General features: G+C 34.0%; 2 protein-coding genes and 1 pseudogene. All 3 read left to right on the top strand.

What is annotated here, in order from left to right; genetic code table 11:
* Positions 1-631 precede the first annotated feature (631 nt).
* Positions 632-1,577: pseudogene (locus tag B3X18_RS01050) on the top strand (GGDEF domain-containing protein).
* Between the two features lie 136 nt (positions 1,578-1,713).
* A complete protein-coding gene (locus tag B3X18_RS01045) occupies positions 1,714-2,754 on the top strand; it encodes an IS481 family transposase (protein ID WP_005025828.1) in 1,041 nt (346 codons plus the stop codon).
* Between the two features lie 270 nt (positions 2,755-3,024).
* Positions 3,025-4,596, top strand: a complete 1,572-nt coding sequence (locus B3X18_RS01040; protein ID WP_017401124.1) for a sensor domain-containing diguanylate cyclase — start codon at positions 3,025-3,027, stop codon at positions 4,594-4,596.
* Positions 4,597-4,821 lie beyond the last annotated feature (225 nt).

Below are 4,821 nucleotides of genomic sequence, written 5' to 3'. Positions count from 1 at the left end.
CTTCAAGTTTTACTCTGCCTACATACCGCCATTGAGCTCATTCTTCTTTTCTCTTAAAAATGATCTGTCCATTTTGATCAATTTTAGTAAATTTAAAGTTTTTTCCTGAATAAATACGGTCTGGAGAAGTATGGAAAGGTGCTGTAGACATAATATTCGCTCTTCTTTTAAGTACATGTTCATGCTGAGATTTATAAGCATAATAGAATAATCCACCAACAAATAATAAGAAAAGTGCAACTAATCTTATCCTCACAATTTTTACCTTCTCTTTAATAAATTCTGACTAATTTTGTATGATTTAATTTAATATGTATACAAAATAATAAAATATTTTTTTATTTAAATGGATTTTAAACACAATTAACCTCTTGTATTCTTATAAATTTTATATTTCATGATCATCTATTTAATATAATTAATCCTTCTCTTAAAATTAAAAATGAATTTTTACTGAAAAGCTTCTTGTATGATAAGGGCTGATAGCATAATTTTCTCTTAAGGATATAAGCTTTTAAAAGACTAAAGTTTAAGAAAAATAGTTTTCTGCAAGAATAAGTTCAACTTTGAAAGTAAGTAAGCTCTAGCTATTCATTTTGAACAGAAGCTATTAATCAGGTAAATAAAATATATGATAAATGGATTTAATTACAAAAGTTTTGAAGAGGCTGGGCAAGCTGTCCTGCACTACTTGCATGCCCATCTTGGTTTTAACCTGTGGATGATTACCCGAGTAGAAGGTAAAAACTGGATCATCTTACAGTGTGAAGATCATGGATATAATGTCAAGCAAGGCCAAGTCCTGAACTGGACCGATACGCTATGCTCGCAGATGGTGACGGAAACAGTACCCAGAATTGTACCTCGCTCTAGAGATATTCCTCTATATGCTAATGCACCTATAAACAAGCAGGTCAACATAGAAGCTTATTATTGGTCAGCCCCTGCTTAATGAAGATGGCAGCCTGTTCGGTACATTATGCGCAGTTGACCCACAACCACAACCAGAATCAATTTTACAATATGCTGAAATGATTGAGCTTTTTGCACAGTTATTAAGTTATATCTTACAAACTGAGCTACGTGAAAACGAGAAAATTCGACAACATGAAAGACTTGAAGCTGAAGCATTAAGAGATAGCTTAACTGAGCTATATAATCGTAGAGCTTAGAATAATTTGGTCAGTGCTGAAGAAGACCGTTGTAAACGGCATGGACACCCTGCTTCAATTCTCATTGTTGATCTCAATAATTTAAAAACTGTTAATGACAGTCTGGGGCATACTTCCGGCGATGAATTAATTCAAAGAACAGCCTCTGTACTTCTTGCTAGTGTAAGGCGTAAAGATATTGTGGCTCGCTTGGGTGGAGATGAATTTGGTATTTTAAGTATAGAAAATGATCAAGAAGGTGCTTTAGCTTTATTTCACCGTATTCAGGAGGCTTTTAAAGAAGCCGGAATAGATGCCGCTATTGGAGTTGCTTCGCGGCGACCTCATCATGGCCTTAACAAAGCAGCAATCGCAGCAGATAAAAATATGTTTGAGCATAAACTGTCAGGTAAAACTAAAACTTAAAAATATAAATATCTGTTTTAATTAAAAAAATTATATGTATTAGTTCAGACTTGATCGTACATTCTTCTTGAAAAAGAGAAAGTTACCCGTTTTGATAAAGGTGTCGAAATCTTAATCAAACAAAGGTAACTTTCTTATGTTGCATACTAACAATCAAATCATTAAACACAAAGTAGGTCTGCTCAATTTAGCTGAAGAGCTTCAGAATGTATCCAGAGCATGCAAAGTGATGGGTGTTTCAAGAGATACATTTTATCGCTATCAGGAATTAGTGAAGTCTGGTGATATTGACGCACTGATTAATAAGTCCCGTCGAGTACCAAATTTAAAAAACCGTGTAGATGATGCTACTGAACAGGCTGTTATTGATTTCGCAATTCAATATCCCGCATATGGTCAGCACCGTACTAGTAATGAATTACGCAAGAAGGGTGTATTCGTTTCAGGGAGTGGGGTTCGCTCTATATGGCTTCGTCATGATTTAGAAAACTTTAAGAAGCGTTTAAAAGCACTTGAGGCTAAAGTGGCACAGGATGGTATTGAATTAAATGATCACCAGGTTGCGGCACTTGAACGTAAGCATGAGGATGACGTTGCTTGTGGTGAAATCGAAACAGCTCATCCAGGCTATTTAGGCGCGCAAGACACCTTTTATGTCGGGAATCTCAAAGGTGTTGGACGAATCTATCAACAAACATTCATCGACACTTATAGCAAGGTCGTTCATTGCAAGCTCTATACAACAAAAACACCGATTACAGCGGCTGATTTACTCAATGATCGTGTGTTGCCATTCTATCAATCTCAGGACTTACCAATGCTTCGCATCCTCACAGACAGAGGTAATGAGTATTGCGGTAAGGTAGAACAACATGACTATGAGTTGTATCTGGCAGTTAATGATATTGATCACACGAAGACAAAAGCAGCTTCGCCGCAAACAAATGGTATCTGTGAGCGTTTCCATAAGACGATTTTGCAGGAGTTCTATCAAATTACGTTTAGGAAGAAGCTTTATAGCTCATTGGAAGAATTACAAGTTGATCTAGACGATTGGCTGAAATTCTATAATACTGAACGGACTCATCAAGGAAAAATGTGCTGTGGTCGTACACCACTTGAAACTTTACTTGATGGAAAACGGATTTGGGCTGAGAAAAATTTAGCTCAAATTTAACCTGACAGGCACAATAAAAAATGGGTAACTGTCAGATCAGGTTTGAGCTAGTACAATTTATAGCCAGATTTAATTTAATAACTTAACTATACTACAGTATAACTAAATAAATTACGCTCTTATATATGTGTTGGCAATATAATAAAATTTATGAGAACTGTTTTGATCCTGCCTGCCTATGGTCTAACTTATAGAAACAAAGAATAAATATTTAGTAATATTAAATACAGTAGTATGAGAGATGTACTCTACCTTAATGTCAGCTCATCTATGCTCACTTATAATTTAAAAAATTACTTTAAGCTTAATTTAAGGAAATTAATTTTAATTTTAACTATTTTAGCGGTTTCCGCCTTATTTGTTATTTCTCTCCTTATAAGCTATAGCATTCTCAAGCAGGAATTAATAGAAAACTCACTTTCAATTAATTATGAATATGCTTCTAAAATTGCTTTAAACACAGATGGTCAATTTCAGACAGCTTTGGATGAGCTCAAATATAGTGCTGAAGTTATAGGAAAGTCTTTTAACAACGAAACTGTAAGAGCATCAGAAGTTGATCGTCTTAGGAGACAATCACATCACTTCAATACTGTAGTTATATGTAACTCTAAAGGAATTATTGTTGAATATACTCCTGATTATCTAAACCTAAGCAAACAGCAGGTTCAAATGTCACTAGGAACACAAGAATCTCTGAAAAATAAGCAATCCTATGTTTCTCCTCCATATTATTCAGTTAAAAATAATTTAATTGTTTTTATCTCCCAGCCTATCTTTGACCATAACCATGTCTACAAAGGCTATGTAGGCGCAGCAATTTATCTGAAAGAAAAAAATATCATCAATGAGCTACTGACCATTCAATACAGTTATAGAAATAGTTATATGTATGTATTAGACCAGAATAATAAAATTATATTTCACCCTGATATGAAAAGAATAGGTCAAACTATAACCGGGAATACAGGGTTGAGTTATATGAATAAAAAGAAGAACGGTAAAATTCAATTAGTAAACAGTATGGGAGTAAAGAATCTGGTCGGTTTCGCGCATATTCCCACCACTAATTGGATTGTAGTCTCACAACAGCCTACAGATGAATTACTTGAACGCGCGAAATCAATTATTTCTAGAGTGTCTGCAGGAATTTTTCTTTTTTATCTCCTAATTTTTTATCTAGTATGGAAGGCCTCTACCTTTATAGCCTCTCCTCTTCATGACCTCGCCAAAATTGCCAGCTCTTTAAACCAGCCAGAAACTGAAGTGAAAATTAAGGCGATCAAACCATGGTACTACGAAGTGCAAAAATTCAAATTTTCCCTACTTTCCAGTGTAGAGAAGTTTAGTCATAAAATTGATGAAATGAATTTTCATATTAACTCTGACCCACTTACTGGCCTTTTTAATCGCAGAGGACTAGAAATCTTTATTGAGGAAATGACTCGTACCCAGACTCACTTTGCAGTTTTACTGATAGATATTGATTATTTTAAAAAGATTAATGATTCTTATGGTCATGCTCAAGGTGACAGAATTTTAAAGCAAGTGGCTCAACATATTTTAAATAACTTTAGGAAAAATGATTTATGCTGTCGTTATGGTGGTGAAGAATTTGTTGTGCTTATGCCTCAAGCTGATATAGAAAACGCATATAAAAGTGCTGAACGTTTAAGAAAGAAAATGGAAAATACCTTAACCGATGGTATCGGCCCGATAACAATTTCTATCGGTATCGCATTCTGGCCAGAAACTTCGAGAGAAGTAGCAAAAGTTTTTGAAATAGCTGATGCAAAACTTTATCAGGCTAAAATTGCAGGCCGCAATCAGGTTCATTATTAGAAATAGTACTTAGGCTATTTTTTATAAAAGGCTTTTTTAAGTCCAAGGTCTCATAATCAAATAAGATTTTTCTATGTACAGTTTTACTGCCCTATAAAACTTGAAAATAAAAAAGTATTTTTATTTTATAGACCTTGTTAATATTAAAATTTATAAAATACTAATCTTAAAAATATATATTTATTAATCTTTTATATAAATAGAACGGCGAATTCAAACATGAGG

It is taken from the genome of Acinetobacter sp. UBA6571, assembly GCF_002434085.1.
Lineage (GTDB): Bacteria > Pseudomonadota > Gammaproteobacteria > Pseudomonadales > Moraxellaceae > Acinetobacter > Acinetobacter radioresistens.
This window is presented reverse-complemented; position numbering and strand designations above follow the sequence as displayed.